This window comes from Cellulomonas sp. Leaf395, assembly GCF_001424125.1.
Lineage (GTDB): Bacteria > Actinomycetota > Actinomycetes > Actinomycetales > Cellulomonadaceae > Cellulomonas.
Map to the genome: position 1 here is coordinate 158,066 of NZ_LMQI01000001.1, position 13,402 is coordinate 171,467.

General features: G+C 72.6%; 14 protein-coding genes and 1 riboswitch. Of the genes, 7 read left to right on the forward strand and 7 right to left on the reverse strand.

Going from position 1 to position 13,402, the window contains the following annotated elements; all coding sequences use genetic code 11:
- Nucleotide 1 precedes the first annotated feature (1 nt).
- The 4 genes from ASG23_RS00765 to ASG23_RS00780 all read right to left on the reverse strand — a co-directional run bounded on the left by ASG23_RS00765 (nt 2) and on the right by ASG23_RS00780 (nt 3,474).
- On the reverse strand, nt 2–1,039 hold the full coding sequence (locus ASG23_RS00765; protein WP_056020527.1) for a methylenetetrahydrofolate reductase: 1,038 nt from the start codon (nt 1,037–1,039) through the stop codon (nt 2–4).
- 67 nt (nt 1,040–1,106) lie between these two features.
- Nucleotides 1,107–1,202, reverse strand: a riboswitch (SAM riboswitch).
- A gap of 130 nt (nt 1,203–1,332) precedes the next feature.
- Complete coding sequence (locus ASG23_RS00770) at nt 1,333–1,548, reverse strand: hypothetical protein (protein ID WP_056018735.1); 216 nt, start codon at nt 1,546–1,548, stop codon at nt 1,333–1,335.
- A 93-nt stretch (nt 1,549–1,641) separates the two neighbouring features.
- Nucleotides 1,642–2,253 (reverse strand): DNA-3-methyladenine glycosylase I, encoded by a 612-nt coding sequence (locus ASG23_RS00775; RefSeq protein WP_056018739.1) that lies wholly within the window; start codon nt 2,251–2,253, stop codon nt 1,642–1,644.
- A gap of 69 nt (nt 2,254–2,322) precedes the next feature.
- The gene (locus tag ASG23_RS00780) at nt 2,323–3,474 is read right to left on the reverse strand and encodes a TetR/AcrR family transcriptional regulator (RefSeq protein ID WP_056018742.1); all 1,152 of its coding nucleotides are present in this window, start codon (nt 3,472–3,474) and stop codon (nt 2,323–2,325) included.
- 85 nt (nt 3,475–3,559) lie between these two features.
- On the opposite strand from ASG23_RS00780, the gene ASG23_RS00785 reads away from it, so the two are divergent.
- Both ASG23_RS00785 and ASG23_RS00790 read left to right on the forward strand, forming a co-directional pair.
- Entirely contained in the window at nt 3,560–4,471 is a 912-nt protein-coding gene (locus ASG23_RS00785) for an ATP-binding cassette domain-containing protein (RefSeq protein ID WP_056018745.1), read from the forward strand.
- Nucleotides 4,471–5,265 (forward strand): ABC transporter permease, encoded by a 795-nt coding sequence (locus ASG23_RS00790; RefSeq protein WP_056018748.1) that lies wholly within the window; start codon nt 4,471–4,473, stop codon nt 5,263–5,265. Before ASG23_RS00785 ends, ASG23_RS00790 begins: the two co-directional genes overlap by 1 nt.
- A gap of 78 nt (nt 5,266–5,343) precedes the next feature.
- Here the strand turns inward: ASG23_RS00790 and hrpA are convergent, their stop codons facing one another.
- Together hrpA and ASG23_RS00800 are read right to left on the reverse strand one after the other, a co-directional pair.
- Complete coding sequence (gene hrpA / locus ASG23_RS00795; protein WP_056018751.1) at nt 5,344–9,600, reverse strand: ATP-dependent RNA helicase HrpA; 4,257 nt, start codon at nt 9,598–9,600, stop codon at nt 5,344–5,346.
- 40 nt (nt 9,601–9,640) lie between these two features.
- Nucleotides 9,641–10,723 carry a phosphotransferase gene (locus ASG23_RS00800; RefSeq protein WP_056018753.1) on the reverse strand — a complete coding sequence of 361 codons (1,083 nt, stop codon included), beginning with the start codon at nt 10,721–10,723 and terminating at the stop codon, nt 9,641–9,643.
- A gap of 87 nt (nt 10,724–10,810) precedes the next feature.
- Here ASG23_RS00800 and ASG23_RS20650 point away from each other — a divergent pair, with 87 nt between their 5' ends.
- The 4 genes from ASG23_RS20650 to ASG23_RS00820 are packed head-to-tail and all read left to right on the forward strand — an operon-like array spanning nt 10,811 to nt 12,465.
- Nucleotides 10,811–11,119, forward strand: a complete 309-nt coding sequence (locus ASG23_RS20650; protein WP_056018756.1) for an ArsR/SmtB family transcription factor — start codon at nt 10,811–10,813, stop codon at nt 11,117–11,119.
- Nucleotides 11,112–11,537, forward strand: a complete 426-nt coding sequence (locus tag ASG23_RS00810) for an SRPBCC family protein (RefSeq protein WP_056018759.1) — start codon at nt 11,112–11,114, stop codon at nt 11,535–11,537. Before ASG23_RS20650 ends, ASG23_RS00810 begins: the two co-directional genes overlap by 8 nt.
- Nucleotides 11,538–11,562: 25 nt before the next feature.
- Nucleotides 11,563–11,940: a nuclear transport factor 2 family protein gene (locus ASG23_RS00815; protein WP_056018762.1), complete on the forward strand. Its 378-nt coding sequence runs from the start codon at nt 11,563–11,565 to the stop codon at nt 11,938–11,940.
- Between the two features lie 18 nt (nt 11,941–11,958).
- Nucleotides 11,959–12,465 (forward strand): aminoacyl-tRNA deacylase, encoded by a 507-nt coding sequence (locus ASG23_RS00820; RefSeq protein WP_056018765.1) that lies wholly within the window; start codon nt 11,959–11,961, stop codon nt 12,463–12,465.
- Here ASG23_RS00820 and ASG23_RS00825 read toward each other — a convergent pair.
- Nucleotides 12,455–12,847 carry a PPOX class F420-dependent oxidoreductase gene (locus tag ASG23_RS00825; RefSeq protein ID WP_056018769.1) on the reverse strand — a complete coding sequence of 131 codons (393 nt, stop codon included), beginning with the start codon at nt 12,845–12,847 and terminating at the stop codon, nt 12,455–12,457. The genes ASG23_RS00820 and ASG23_RS00825 overlap by 11 nt on opposite strands.
- A 149-nt stretch (nt 12,848–12,996) precedes the next feature.
- On the opposite strand from ASG23_RS00825, the gene ASG23_RS00830 reads away from it, so the two are divergent.
- A complete protein-coding gene (locus ASG23_RS00830; protein ID WP_235520778.1) occupies nt 12,997–13,362 on the forward strand; it encodes an STAS domain-containing protein in 366 nt (121 codons plus the stop codon).
- Nucleotides 13,363–13,402 lie beyond the last annotated feature (40 nt).

Consider the following 13,402-nt stretch of genomic DNA (forward strand, 5'->3'; position numbering starts at 1 on the left):
CTCAGTCCCTCGGGGGTCGGGCGGGAGCCGTGTCCTGCGGCCAGCTGGCCAGGTCGGGAGCTGTCCGAGCTCCGCCGTCGAGGTGTGCACCCTCGAGCAGGTCAAGTGCGGCATGGTGCTGGTTGTACGTGTACAGGTGGACGCCGGGTGCTCCGCCGTCCAGGACGCCGTTGACCAGGTCGACGCTCGCGCGGATGCCCCGGCGATGGCGGTCGAGCTCGTCGTCGGCGGAGCCGAGCAGGTCGAGCAGGTCGTGCGGCACCGGGACGCCGGTCAGCTCCTGCAGGCGCAGCAGCCGTGCCGGGTCCGTGGTCGGGATGATGCCCGGGATGATCGGGATGGTCACGCCGGCCTCCCGGGCCTCCGCCACGATACCGAGATAGTCCTCCGCGTCGTAGAACACCTGCGTGATCGCGAAGTCGGCGCCGGCCTCCTGCTTGGCCAGGAGCGAGGCGACGTCCTGCGCGCGGGTGCCGCCGGTGGCGTGGTTGCCGCGCGGGAACGCCGCGACCGCCACGGACAGTGGACGCACCCGCGCCCGAACAGCCTGCGAGGGGCTGTCCGCGCACCGCTGGGCCTCGATCTCGCGCAGCAGCTCGACCAGCTCGCTCGCGGTCTGGAGCCCGTCGGGGTGAGCCTCCCAGTCGCTCTGGTCGCTGGGCGGGTCGCCCCGCAGGGCGAGGAACGACCGCAGACCCTCGTCGAGGAACTCCCCCACGATCGTCGTGATCTCCTCGCGCGACGTCCCGACGCAGGTCAGGTGGGCGATCGGGTTGAGCGTGGTCTCCCGCAGGAGCCGGCGGACGAGTGCCCGCGTGGTCACCCGGGTCTTGCCCGCGGCGCCGTAGGTCACCGAGACGAAATCAGGGTGCACGGACTCGAGGGCCTGGATGGTGGCCCACAGGCGCGGGGCCGCGGCGGGGTTGCGCGGCGGGAAGAGCTCGAAGGAGATGGTCGGCCGGTCGTTGGCCGCCTGCGCGCGACGGCTGGTCGACGCGTGCAGGCCGGGCGTGCGGGGCTCCACGGCGGCGGCGCTCATGGCGCGACCGACCGGGTCGGCTGGCACCGGTGCGGTGCGGTGACACATGGCCTGCGGGACATTGCTCTCTCCATCGTCCCTGGCGGAAGCACCCACACCCTCGCGAGGAGGGGGGTTGCTGCGGCGTCGTCGAGCCAGGTCTCTCGGCCGCTCTGGATGGTAGGCGTGATGGTAGACCGGCGATCACATGCTGGGCAACGATGCTCGGCAGATGAGACAGGAGATTCCGAGGTTCGTCGTCGGATCCGCGCGCAGCGCCGATGCCCGCGACGGCGGGCGCGTCCGTGCCGTCGTCAGTGCGGACGGCGCGGGGCGAGGGTGTTCGAGTGCCTGCGGCTGCGCTGTGACGGGACGTCGAACCAGGAGCTCGGGGAGCCGGCGGGAACGGACAGGAGTCCGTCCTGCACCGCCTTCAGGGTCTCGGCGTCGGGGACGACGTCGTCCGCCAGAGCCTCGGCCGCCGCACGCGCGGCATCACGCCGAGCGTCGGAGTCGGGCTTGTCCGTCATGCGGGGGACTGTAGTCCGCACCGCTCGCGATGCCGAGAGCCCCGGACGAGCGTCACCCGGCGGGAGTAACGCCGGCACCAGACGGTGCGCCGCTCACGCCGGAGCGTGGTTCAGGTCGGCCGTTCCCCGCGCTTCACGGACGGTGAGGCAGGTTGCCAGGTGGTCGTCGACGACCCCGCAGGCCTGCATCGCCGCGTACGCGGTGACAGGACCGACGAACCGGAAGCCCAGCAGCTTGAGCTCCTTGGCGAGCGCCCGGCTCTCGGAGGTCTGCGCCGGCACGTCCGCCCAGGTGGCCGGACGCACGTGCGTGGAACGGTCGGGAGCGTGCGACCAGAGCACCTGGTCGAGCGTGCGACCCGACGCGTGCAGGGCCTGCAGAGCGCGGCCGTTGGCGATGGTCGCGTCGATCTTGGCGCGGTTCCGCACGATGCCGGCGTCCGCCATGAGGCGGGCCACGTCGTCGTCGTCGAACGCGGCGACGACCCCGGGGTCGAAGTCCGCGAACGCCGTCCGGAACGCGGGCCGCTTGCGCAGGATGGTGATCCACGCGAGCCCGGACTGGAACGCCTCGAGCGCGAACCGCTCGTACAGCGCGTTCTCGCCATGGACCGGCCTGCCCCATTCCTCGTCGTGGTACTGCTCATAGACGGGGTTGCCGTCGCCGAAGCAGCGGCCGGAGCGCGGGGCGTCGGGCGAGGTCATGCGCCGAGTCTGCCGCGCACCGCCGACACGACGGTCGGCGGGTGTGGACGCGGATGGGCTGTGGGCGGCTCAGGAGGCGAGCGAGATGAGCCGCTCGATGCCGTCGAGGATGAGCTCGGTCCCGAAGTCCAGCTCCTCGTCGTCGCCGGGGGCGTCGTCCGGGAACGAGAACGCGCCCACCGCGGCGGCCCGCCGGAGGGCGGGGTGCTCGTCCGCGGAGGAGAGCAGGGAGATCAGCCCGCCCAGGTCGGGCGGCGGACCTCCGTCCGCGGTGGTGCCGACGGCCGCGGCCCGCCCGGTGCCGCTCAGCTCCTCGACGATCCGCAGCCGGTCCAGGGTGTGCGAGGCGAGCAGGCCGATCGCGCCCACCTTCTGGGGCTCGGACAGCGGGGTGCCGTCGAGCGCGGCGAGCATCGCCTCCATCCAGGCGAGCCGTCCCGGCCCCACGGCGTGCAGGACCTGGGACGTGCGCGCGAGCCACGGGTGCGCGTGCAGGATCGGCTGCTGGACCGCGAGGACCAGCTCGAGCCGCTCCCGCCAACCGCCGACCTCGGGCCCGACGACCGGCGGCCGGCCGGCCGCACGGTCCGACATGAGGCTCAGCACCTCGTCCTTGGACGACACGTAGCGGTACAGCGACATCGTGGTGAACCCGAGCGACTCGGCGAGCCGGGCCATCGACACGGCCTCGATGCCCTCCGCGTCGGCCAGCGCGATACCCGCATCGGCGATCTGCTCGAGCGTGAGGCCCGGCCGAGGTCCGGGACGGCCCGGGCCAGGGGTGCGCCAGAGCACCGCGATCCCCGGCGGCAGGTCCACGGGGACGGAGTCCGCCCCGGCGACGCGCACGGCGTGCCGACGCGCCCTCTCGGCCTCGCGGGCCGCCTGCTGCTGGGCGAGCGCGGCGGCGCGCTGGGCCTTCTCCGCCTCACGCAGCTGACGTGCTGCCTCGCGCACGGCCTGCTGCGCGGCGCGCTCCTGCTCCTTGCGCAGCCGCTCGACCTCCTTGGCCGCGTCCTGCTCGGCGCGCAGGCGATCGCGCTCGCGGCGGTCGGCGTCCTTCTGGGCGTCCCGCTCGGCCTTCTCGAGATCGCGGCGACGACGGTCTGCCTCCTTGGCCTCGGCGCGCTCGGCCTTCACCAGGTCCCGTCGCAGCAGCTCCGCCTCACGGCGGGCCTCCTCGGCCTCGCGTGCGGCCTCTCGCGCCTCGTCGTCGTCCACCAAGAACCTCCTTGACCCGTGATCCTATAAGTGTGTATGAAGTACACACACAGTTTACGACATACACAGAACAAAGGAGACCACCATGACCGCACCCGTCGTGGTCGCCCGGGGGCTGCGCAAGTCCTACGGCGACCTGACCGTGCTCGACGGCGTCGACCTCGAGGTCGGCTCGGGCGAGGTGCTCGCCCTGCTCGGCCCCAACGGCGCCGGCAAGACCACGACCGTGCGCATCCTGTCGACGCTCCTGCGACCCGACGGGGGCACCGCCTTCGTGGCCGGCAAGGAAGTGGTGCGGCAGCCCGCCGAGGTGCGCGCCGCCATCAGCCTCACCGGGCAGTTCGCGGCCGTCGACGACCTGCTCACGGGCGTCGAGAACCTGCACCTCATGGCGCGGCTGGCGCACCTGGGGCGTGCCGAGGTCCGTACCCGGAGCGCCGAGCTGCTCGAGCTCTTCGACCTGACCGACGCCGGAAAGCGCGTCGTCAAGACCTACTCCGGCGGCATGCGGCGGCGGCTCGACCTCGCGGTGGGGCTGCTGGCGCGGCCGCAGGTGGTGTTCCTCGACGAGCCGACGACGGGGCTCGACCCCCGCAGCCGCAACGACCTCTGGGACGTGATCCGGTCGGTCGTCGCCGCCGGCACCACCGTGCTGCTCACCACGCAGTACCTCGAGGAGGCCGACCAGCTGGCCGACCGTATCGCGGTCATCGACCACGGACGGGTCATCGCGAACGGCACGGCGCGCGAGCTCAAGGGGGCCGTCGGCTCCGCCCACGTCGAGCTCCGCCTCAAGGACGGTACCGAGGAGCGCATCACCACCGACGGCTCGGTGCCGGACGTCCGGCGGGTGCTCGCCGACATCGAGCGCCGTGGCGTCGACGTCGACACCTGGGAGGTCCGCTCCCCCACGCTCGACGACGTCTTCCTCACGCTCACAGGCCGGCCGACCGCGCCGGATCACGAACCCGTCCTCGTCGCCTCCCGGGAGTCCTGATGACCACGCTCACGCCTGTTCCGACGACGGCCGTCCCGGCCCTCGGATGGACCGCGCACGACACGGTCGCCCTCATCGACCGGTGCCTGCGGCGGTCGCTGCGACAGCTGGACACCGTCCTGCTGTCGGTGATCCTGCCCGTGATGCTGCTGCTGATGTTCGTCTACGTGTTCGGCGGCGCCATCGAGACCGGCGGCGACTACGTGAACTGGGTGGTGCCCGGGATCATCCTGCTGACCGCCGGGTACGGGGCCGCGAACACGGCGGTCGACGTCGCCAGCGACATGACGGGCGGCATCATCGACCGCTTCCGGTCGCTGCCGATCCGACCGACCGGGGTGGTCACCGGGCACGTCGTCGCGAGCATGGCGCGCAACGCCGTGTCGACGGCGCTGGTGTTCGGGATCGCGGCCCTCATCGGGTTCGACGCCGTCGCGTCTCCGCTCGACTGGCTGGCTGCGATCGGCCTGATCGCGCTCTACGTGCTGGCACTCACGTGGGTGGCCGTCGCCATCGGGATCGTCGCGTCGGGCCCCGAGGCCGCCAGCGGCTTCACGTTCGCCGTGCTCTTCCTGCCGTACGTGTCCAGCGCGTTCGTGCCGCCCGAGACGATGCCGTCGGCGCTCGAGGCGATCGCCCAGTTCAACCCGGTCACGCCGATCACCGACACCCTGCGGGGCCTGCTGCTGGGCACGCCCGTCGGCGACGTCGTGGTGCCCGCGCTGCTGTGGTGCGTCGGGATCTTCCTCGTCGGGCGGATCGCGGCGGGTCTGCTGTTCCGCCGGCGCGACTGAGCGTCACGTGCGCACCCGCGTGTCGTTCCCGACGTGTGCCGGTCGTTCTGTCGACCGGCACACGTCGGACCCGCGTGGTCAGGGGCGAGCGGGTGGGGTCGCCGCGAGGGCCTTCTTGATGCGGGTGGTCGACACCGGCACCGGCGTGCCCAGCTGCTGGGCGAACAGGCTCACGCGCAGTTCCTCGAGCAACCAGCGGACCGCCGTCACCTCGGGGTCGTGCGGGTGCTTGGCGACGACGTCGTCGTAGAGCGCCTCGACGTCCTGCACCTGCCACGCCAGGTCGACGTCGCGCTGCGGGTTCTCCGCCGCCTTGATGAGCCGGTGCCGGGCCGCGCGCAGATAGCGGGCCAGGTGCGGGAGGCGGCCGGCGCCGGTCTCGCTGACGAAGCCGTTGTGCACCAGGCGGGCGGCCTGCGCGCGGACGTCCTGAGCGGTCGCCAGCAGCGCGAGGCTGGACCGGGCGCGTATCTCCGCGTCGAGCTCGCGCCACGCGGTCAGCACCGCGACGAGGTCCGTGACGACCGTGAACACGATGTCCTCGAGCCGGTCCCTCGTGGCTGCCCGGAGGGTGGCGTAGGCGTCGGCGGTCCGGATGCTGTCCGCCGGTGCCGTCATCAGCGACTCGATCGCGGCGAGCTGCACGTCCCTGACCAGGGCATCCGTGCTCGGGTACGGGCTCGCGGCGAGCGTGAGGGCCTGCGTGCCGGTCCACCGGGTCGTGATGCGGCCGGTCGCCAGGCCGACGTCGAGCAGGAGCAGCCGACGCAGCCCGCGTCGCGACGCCTCGGGCACGGCGGACTCGTCGGCCAGGGCGCGCACGGCGACGGTCTGCATCTCCTCGACCAGCGACGGGAACGCGCGGACGCGGCCGACCTCGACGACCTCCGGCAGCTCGGGCAGGTCGGCGGGCCAGGTGGTGAGGCCGGTGCGCTCGAGGTCGGGAACGACGGGGGCCGGCGGAGGTGATGGTGCCGACGGTGCCGACGGTGCCTCGGTCGCCGCCGGGGCCGCCTTGCGCGCCTCCTCCATCGCCGCGCGGACGGCGGTCCGGACGGCGTCGTCGACGGCCTGCTGCGTCTGGGCTGCGAGCCGACGCTGGAGGACCAGAAGGTCCTTGCCCTCGTCCACCACTCCCCCGCGATCGCCGACCACCCGGAACGTCATGCGCAGGTGCGGCGGCAGGCGGTCGTCGTCGAACGCGTCGTCGGGGACGTCCACGTCGCGCAGCTCGCGCACCGCGCGGCGGAACACCTCGCGGAACGACGGGGCGGCATCACCGGCGCGGACGGTGTCCTCCCAGTCGGCGGTGTGCTCGGTCATCCACGCGTCGACGCCGCGGGCCACATCGGGTGCGGGGACCAGCTGCACGCGCACGGGCTTGGGCAGGGAGCGGATGGTGGCGGTGACCAGCTCCTCGCGGAGACCCGGCACCATCCAGCCGAAGCCGTCAGGGGTCAGGCGAGCGAGGGTCGAGAGAGGGATGTGTACAGTCACGCCGTCCGCTTCTGTACCAGGCTCGAACTGGTACGTGAGCGGCAGGCGCAGGTCGCCCTGCGGCCAGCGCGACGGGAACGCCGACTCGTCGATCGCCCCCGCCTCGCCCACCAGCAGCTCGCGTGTGAACGTCAGCAGGTCGGGGTTCTCGCGGCGGGCGGACTTCCACCACTGGTCGAAGTGCCGGCTGGACACGACGTCATCCGGGATCCGCTCGTCGTAGAACGCGAACAGCGTGTCGTCGTCGACCACCAGGTCCCGTCGTCGCGCCCGTGCCTCCAGCCCTTCCGCCTCGGCCAGCAGGCGCCGGTTCTCGTGGAAGAACGAGTGGTGGGTGCTCCACTCGCCCTGCACCAGTGCGTGCCGGATGAATAGCTCGCGCGCGTGCTCGGGGTCGACCTTGGCGAACAGGACGCGGCGCTGGTTGACGATCGGGACGCCGTACAGCAGCACCTTCTCGAAGGCCGTCGCCGCACCCTGCTTGGTGGACCAGGCCGGCTCCGAGTAGGTGCGTTTCACCAGGTGAGCGCCGACCTCCTCGGCCCACTCGGGCTGGATGCGGGCGACGTCGCGGCCCCACAGGCGGGACGTCTCGACGAGCTCGGCGGCCATGACCCAGGCGGGGGGCTTCCGGGCCAGGCCCGACCAGGGGAAGATCGCGAACCGGACCCCGCGGGCGCCGAGGTACTCGTTGCGGCCCCGTCGGTCGGGCCTGCCGGGGGTCTTTCCGCGCGTCGAGACCTCGGTGGCCTCCTGCATCCCGATCTGTGAGAGGAGCCCGGCCAGGATCGCGACGTGGATGCGGTCGCCGTCCCACTCGAGCCGGAGCCCCTCGGTGTCCGGCGCGCTCCGGGGGGCGTTGACCACGATGCCCAGCGGCTTGGCCAGCTCGCGCAGCTGCGTGACCACGTCCTGCCACTCGCGGATGCGCAGGTAGTTGAGGTGCTCGGACCGGCACATCCGTCGGAACGCCGATCCCGACAGGTCCCGCTGCTGGTCGCGCAGGTAGTGCCACAGGTTGAGGTAGGTGAGCAGGTCAGAGGTCGGGTCGGCGAAGCGGGAGTGCGACAGGTCGGCCTTCTCGCGCTCCTCGACCGGGCGCTCACGCGGGTCCTGGATGGACAGGGCGGCGGCGATGATCATGACCTCGCGGGCCACCGACCGGCGACCGCCCTCGACGATCATCCGCGCCAGCCGCGGGTCCATCGGCAGCTGTGCGAGCGCACGGCCGGTGTCCGTCAGCCGGCCGTCGCCCAGCGCTCCGAGCTCGGTGAGCAGCTGGACGCCGTCGCGGACCGCCCGGGTGTCCGGCGGGTCGACGAACGGGAAGTCGCCGATGTCCTCCGGCGTCGTCGCGACGCCCACCGCGATCATCTGCAGGATCACCGACGCGAGCGACGTACGCAGGATCTCGGGCTCGGTGTACAACGGCCGCGCGTCGAAGTCATCCTCCGAGTACAGGCGGATCGCGATGCCGTCCGCGACGCGCCCGCACCGACCCGACCGCTGGTTGGCGGACGCCTGCGAGATCGGTTCGATGGGCAGCCGCTGGACCTTGGTCGCCTTGGAGTACCGGGAGATGCGGGCGGTGCCCGGGTCGATCACGTACCGGATGCCCGGCACCGTCAGCGACGTCTCGGCGACGTTGGTGGACAGGACCACGCGACGGTTCTGGTGCCGCTCGAACACGCGGTGCTGCTCCGCGGCGGACAGCCGGCTGTACAGGGGGAGCAGCTCGACCGCGCCGGGCGTGCGCGGGTCGCTGACCCGGACCCCCAGCGACGAGCGCAGGGCGTCCTCGGCGTCGCGGATCTCCCGCTCGCCCGACAGGAACACGAGGATGTCGCCGGGGCCTTCGAGGCAGAGCTCGTCGACGGCCTCGCAGATGGCCGTCATCGGGTCGCGGTCCTCGGCACGGTTCCTGCGCTGCTTCGCTTGCGCCGGAGCACCCTCCTCGACGTCCGGGGACAGCGGCCGGTAGCGGATCTCGACCGGGTAGGTGCGGCCGGTCACCTCCACGACGGGAGCGGCGACCCCGTCGGCGCTCGCGAAGTGCCGGGCGAACCGGTCGGAGTCGATGGTCGCCGACGTGATGACGACCTTGAGGTCCGGGCGCTGGGGGAGCAGCCGCGTGAGGTACCCGAGGATGAAGTCGATGTTGAGCGACCGCTCGTGCGCCTCGTCGATGATCAGCGTGTCGTACGCCCGGAGCATCGGGTCCCGCTGGATCTGGGCGAGCAGGATGCCGTCGGTCATGACCTTGACCAGCGTCGACTCGCTCGACTCGTCGGTGAACCGGACCTGGTAGCCGACGATCCCGCCCAGCGGGGCGTCCCCGACCAGCTCCTCGTTGATGCGCTCCGCGACGCTACGGGCGGCGATCCGGCGCGGCTGCGTGTGGCCGATCTGCCCGGCGCGTCCCCGGCCGAGCTCGAGCGCGATCTTCGGGATCTGCGTCGTCTTGCCGGACCCCGTCTCGCCGGCGACGACGACGACCTGGTGGTCGCGCAGGGCGTCGCTGATCTCCGACCGGCGCGCGCTGACGGGGAGCTGCTCCGGGTAGACGATCGGCGGGAGATCGACCGCGTGGCGGATCTCGGCGGCACGCGCGCGGCGGGCGGCGGCGCGTGCGGGATCGTCGCGACCCGAGGTACGTCGACCGGACGAACGCTGACTGGACGACCGCTGACCGGACGACCGCTGACCCGAGGGCGGGTCAGTGGATGGCTTCGGCTGCTCCGCGGTCGTCGGCTTCCGTCGCCCACGGCCTCGGCGCCTCGGGGGTCGCCCCGCACCGGACCCGGGCGGGTCGACGGGGGAGGGGGACGGCGTGCTCACGACGTCCCAGTCTCCCAGGTGCGGGGCGCCGACCGCTCCTTCATTCGTCGTCGGCGAACGCGCGGTACGGGCCGACGGGCGCGGCGGACTCGCCCCACTCCTCGTCGGCCCAGGTCGCGGCAGTCCCCAGGAGGCTCGCGACGGCCGGCAGCGTGGACCGCAACCGCACCGCACCCCAGCGCCAGCGCGTGGCCAGCAGCTGCCGGTAGGACGGGGACGGCAGACCGGGCGGGCCGACCCGCGACCGGTCCTCGTCGGCACCGAACAGGAGCCAGCCGGTCATCGCGAGGATCCACGCCGCCGACGCCAGGTCGACCGACCGGGTCCATCCCGGCTCGCGCACGAGGTCGGGCAGGTGGGTGCCGAGCGTCGCGGTGAAGCGCTCGAGCAGCTGGTCGGTGAAGCCCGGGGGTGGGTCGAAGACGCACCAGCAGGTGGAGAACGGCATCGCCGCGTAGGCCGCGTCGTACGCCGCGTGGTGCACGGTCGCGCCCTCCAGGTCGAGGAAGCGCCAGCCGTCGGCGGTACGGATCGCGTTGTCCGGGCACGTGTCGGTGGGGGAGACGACGTCCGAGGCGGGGTCACGATGGTCGAGCGTGGAGATGAGCTGCAGTTCCGCGTCGAGAGCCGCGTCGAGCGCGGGGTCGGCCGGGAGGCCGAGGACGTCGTCGCGAAGCATCTGTGCCCCGACCCGGGCGGCGGCCGACGGCTCGTCCGTGGACACGACGCCCAGCGCGGCAGCGAAGACCGCCGTGGCGCCGCGCGACCGGCCGAGGGTGTCCCCGAGCGCCTCGACCCACTCGAGCGCGCCCGCCCATGCGGCGGCACCGTCGTCGCCGAGCAGCAGGTCGGCGAGCGTGGGACCGGTTCCGAGGTCGCTCATCACGACCAGCCCCGCTGCGCGGTCGACCGCGAGCAGGTCCGGCGTGTGGTCCAGCGCCGTGAGCCCGGCGACCTCCCGGGCGGTCGCCGACGACCCGTCCGGGTACCGCTTGAGCACGACGGTGCCCGTCGGCACTCGGCAGCGCAGCACCTCGGACCTGGTGGAGCCGCCGAGGGGCTGCGGGTCGGAGACCGGCACACCGAGCGCGGCGGAGGCGTTCCGCAGGGTGTCGTCGGTCATGGGGCCAGCATGTCGCAGGGACCCTTGTCCCGGAATGCTGGCCAAGCTAACGTTCACTTGTACAAGCACGGACTTGTGGAGGATCGGATGGACGCTGCTGCCTCGGCGCTGCGGGCGCTGGCGGACCCGAGCCGCCGCCGGATCCTCACCGTCGTCCGGGACCGGCCGGTCGCGGTCGGCGACATCGCCGAGCAGGTCGGGATGTCGCAGCAGGCGGTCTCGCACCACCTGCGTGTGCTGCGGGACTCCGGCCTGGTCACCGAGCAGCGTGATCGCACCCGGCACCTGTATGTCGTGCGGACCGACGGCCTCTCTGCCGTGCGCGAGTACCTGGACGACTTCTGGCCGGCGCACCTGCGCGCACTGAAGAGCGCGGCGGAGGCGTCCCGTGGCTGACTATGCGACGTCGATCCACATCGACGCTCCGCCGGACGTCGTGTTCTCGCACCTGGTGGTCGCCGAGCGCATGGTGACCTGGATGGGCCACCGCGCGTCGCTCGACCCCGTCGTCGGCGGCGAGTTCGCCGTCGACATCGGCGGCTCACTGGTGCGCGGCGAGTACCTCGAGGTCGAGCCGCCGCACCGGGTGGTCGTGTCCTGGGGCATGGCCGGGAGCGCCGAGCTCCCACCCTCGGCGAGCCGCGTCGAATTCGTGCTCACCGCCGTGGGCGACGGGACCCGGGTCGAGCTGTTCCACACCGGCCTGCCGACGAGCCGCGCCGCCGGCCACTCGGAGGGCTGGGCGCACTTCCTGCCCCGCCTGGCGACGAGCGCCGCAGGCGATGACCCCGGCCCCGACACCTGGGCCAGATGAACCCACCACTACCGCAGGAGGAGCCATGACGCAGCACGTGCTCGACATCGTGACCGCCTACCAGGACGCCTGGACGTCCGGGGACCTCATCGCCGCCGCGACCTACCTCGCGCCGGACTTCACGTTCGAGGGCGCCGGCGCGTCGTTCACGTCGGCAGACGAGTTCGTGCCGTTCCTCGCCCGGTTCAGCAGCCGGATCGGGCGTGGCTGGCGGAAGGTCGCCGCGTTCGGCGACGGCGACGAGATGCTCCTGATGTACGAGCTGCACGGGCCAACGGGTCAGCCGCTGCCACCGACGGTCGACCATTTCGTCGTGCGCGACGGGAAGATCGCGGCGGAGACGCTGGTGTTCGACTCCGCCGCCTTCGGACAGGCCATGGCTGGCGCGACGCCGTCCCGCTGACGCTCCTACAGTGGCCGGATGAACGATGCAGCCGCTGCACCGACCGACGGAGAGCGTCGCGCGCTCGCCGGCCTCGAGGCCTCGGGGATCGAGTTCCGGGTGACCCGGCACGGGCGTGTCGGCTCGTTGGCGGAGGCCGCGCAGGCGCGCGGCATCGACCCCGCCGGCGTCGTCAAGACGATCGTGGTGCGCCGCGGCGACGACGACTTCCTGTTCGTGCTGGTGCCGGGGGACCGGACGATCTCGTGGCCCAAGCTGCGCGCGCTGCTCGGGGTCTCGCGGCTGTCGATGCCCGACGCGGCCACCGCGAAGGACGTCACCGGGTACGAGCGCGGCACGATCACGCCGTTCGGCTCGCTGGTGGCGTGGCCCGTCGTCGCCGACTCGCGCATCCGCACGCGGGCGGTGTCGATCGGTGGCGGGGCGCACGGCCTTGCGGCGACCGTCGACGGTGCCGCGCTGGTGCACGCGCTGGACGCGACGGTCTCGGACGTGACCGAGCCCGAGCCGCCCGCTACTTCGTGACGAACGTGGTCGGCCGGACCGTGAGGATCACGCGCCTCGGGGCGTCGGTGATCTCGTAGTCCTGGCCGTAGCGCGTCTGCAGCGACTTGTAGAAGGAGGCGACCTCGTCGTCGGGGATCGTCTCCACCACCGCGCCGCGGACCTCGAGCGAGCGGTACGGGTTCGCGGGGTCGTGGATCGAGATGGCGACCCGGGGCTCGTTCTGGAGGTTCTTGAACTTCTGGCGGGTTGACGTGTGCGTGAACCGCAGCACCTCGCCGTCCCACACGAACCACATGACGCTGCTGTGGGGCGAGCCGTCCGGCGCGACCGTGGCGAGGTGGGCGAAGAGGGGCCGCTCCAGCAGGTCGGCGTGGCTGGCGGGGAGCTCGTGGTGGGCCATCGCACGAGGCTAGCTCCGCTCCCGTCCGGGAACCTCCGGACGACCACATCCGTTCGTCGATGCGTAGGTGCCCCCACCCCACGAGCGGTAGCGTCGACGCGCCGGAGAGCAGGTCCGGTCACGGGGGCGACAGCTGAGGAGAGTTCGACGTGATCGAAGGCGTGCCCGCGGCCGGGACCATCCGAGTCGACGCGCAGGACACGACGACGGTCATCAGCCTCGTCGGGGAGATCGACGCGGCCCTGCGCGACGAGGCCGGCGCGTGCATGGGCGTCGCGCTGGTCAGCGGGCTGCCGGTGGTCATCGACGCCACCCGGGCGACGTTCATCGACTCGTCCGGCATCGCCTTCGTGCTCCAGCTGCACCTTGCGGCCTCCGCCGAGCGGATCCCCGTGTCGCTCCTCGACCCGCACCGCGTGCTCCGCGACGTGCTCGACATGGTCGGGATCTCCGACGAGATGCTCCCGGAGCCCACAGCGCCTGCTGCGCCCACAGCGCCCGCGGTGTCTGTCTGACGCCACCCCGAGCCCGGTCAGCGGGTGTGTCGGTGGGCTG

What these genes read in the sequence shown, in the direction of transcription:
- ASG23_RS00800 (WP_056018753.1), bottom strand. Translation starts at nt 10,723, where the DNA reads ATGACCGACGACACCCTGCGGAACGCCTCCGCCGCGCTCGGTGTGCCG.
- ASG23_RS00775 (WP_056018739.1), bottom strand. Translation starts at nt 2,253, where the DNA reads ATGACCTCGCCCGACGCCCCGCGCTCCGGCCGCTGCTTCGGCGACGGC.
- ASG23_RS00785 (WP_056018745.1), top strand. Translation starts at nt 3,560, where the DNA reads ATGACCGCACCCGTCGTGGTCGCCCGGGGGCTGCGCAAGTCCTACGGC.
- ASG23_RS00815 (WP_056018762.1), top strand. Translation starts at nt 11,563, where the DNA reads ATGACGCAGCACGTGCTCGACATCGTGACCGCCTACCAGGACGCCTGG.
- ASG23_RS00770 (WP_056018735.1), bottom strand. Translation starts at nt 1,548, where the DNA reads ATGACGGACAAGCCCGACTCCGACGCTCGGCGTGATGCCGCGCGTGCG.
- ASG23_RS00820 (WP_056018765.1), top strand. Translation starts at nt 11,959, where the DNA reads ATGAACGATGCAGCCGCTGCACCGACCGACGGAGAGCGTCGCGCGCTC.
- ASG23_RS00765 (WP_056020527.1), bottom strand. Translation starts at nt 1,039, where the DNA reads ATGAGCGCCGCCGCCGTGGAGCCCCGCACGCCCGGCCTGCACGCGTCG.
- ASG23_RS20650 (WP_056018756.1), top strand. Translation starts at nt 10,811, where the DNA reads ATGGACGCTGCTGCCTCGGCGCTGCGGGCGCTGGCGGACCCGAGCCGC.
- ASG23_RS00825 (WP_056018769.1), bottom strand. Translation starts at nt 12,847, where the DNA reads ATGGCCCACCACGAGCTCCCCGCCAGCCACGCCGACCTGCTGGAGCGG.
- ASG23_RS00790 (WP_056018748.1), top strand. Translation starts at nt 4,471, where the DNA reads ATGACCACGCTCACGCCTGTTCCGACGACGGCCGTCCCGGCCCTCGGA.